Here is a 1,244-nt window from a genome sequence, read left to right on the forward strand (position 1 = left end):
CAACGACTGACCTTTTTCCACAACGCCACCTTCAACAAAGTTACGTTCTGAAATAATACCCGTTACCTGTGGGCGGACTTCCGCCTCTTTAAATGCACGGCTGCGGCCCGGCAACTCAACCGTCAAAGCTTGTCGAACAGGTTCAACCGTCAACACATTCACTTCGGTTGCGGGAGCTGCGCCACCACCTTGCTCAGTTCCTTCTTGGCTTGGTTGACATCCCGCCATAAACAGGCTCGATGCAATCAGCAGCGATAGCGTGGTTCTACGTCTCATGAAACATCTCTCTTATTTTGCAAGCCCTACAAATATCCAATTCAATGCGTTGTGAATGGCTCGATTATGATTAGTGGATATGCATCTATCCCAAACAAATTAGTTAGAATGATAATTACCCAGTGTTGTACATACAACAAAATTTACGTTTCTATACGCTTGTCGAATGCGTTTGTTGTAAAGGTGCAATAGAACTCTCAGATTTGAAGATATTGTGTTGGAAATCACACTTTTCTGTGTACAAGTGGACGGGTCAAAAAGTGTGTAAATTGATGATAAAAACGGCGAGTGTTTGTACAGAGTTTTGAGGTCAAGTCCAGATTTAATTGATTAAATCCAATTGGCGAGAAGCTACGTTAAACGTCAGCTAAAAAAGAGCCCGCACATCGGCGGGCTTTTTCGCATCAATTTCAAATGTCAGAGCTTAAACTCGGAACTGGCTGACTTGCTGATCCAATCTCTGAGTTTGTTGTGACAGCATCGCAAGTGATTGCTGAGCCTGCGTGACAATATCAACAATCGATGTACTGCTGTCTGCAATACCCTGAACGTTGGTATTCACTTCATCGCTCACTGTACTTTGTTGACTCGCTGCAGTTGCAATGTGCGTGTTCATCTCATTCATGCGTGAAATTGCATTGAGAATTTCAGCCAGAGATTCGCTTGCTCGCCCGGCAGATTGAATGGTCTCTTCACTGCTATTTTGGCTACCGCGCATCACTTCTACAGCTTGCCCTGCACCAGACTGGAGCTTTTCAATCATAGCTTGGATTTCACCCGTACCTTGCTGCGTACGACTTGCAAGAGAGCGTACTTCGTCAGCAACCACAGCAAAACCACGACCTTGCTCACCCGCTCGCGCCGCTTCAATCGCCGCATTCAGTGCAAGTAAGTTAGTCTGTTCTGCAATGCCGCGAATTACATCTAGTACAGAGGCAATATCGCTCACATCATTATCTAGCGTATTG

General features: G+C 45.5%; 1 protein-coding gene and 1 pseudogene. Both read right to left on the minus strand.

Features of this window, described 5'->3' with window-relative positions:
• Positions 1–276, minus strand: a pseudogene (locus tag R8N28_RS25500) (efflux transporter periplasmic adaptor subunit); the annotation flags it as partial.
• A 424-nt stretch (positions 277–700) separates the two neighbouring features.
• Positions 701–1,244, minus strand: a 544-nt coding sequence (locus R8N28_RS25505) for a methyl-accepting chemotaxis protein (RefSeq protein ID WP_318183695.1), incomplete at its 5' end; no start/stop codon positions are given.

It is taken from the genome of Vibrio sp. Vb1554 (genome assembly GCF_033344235.1).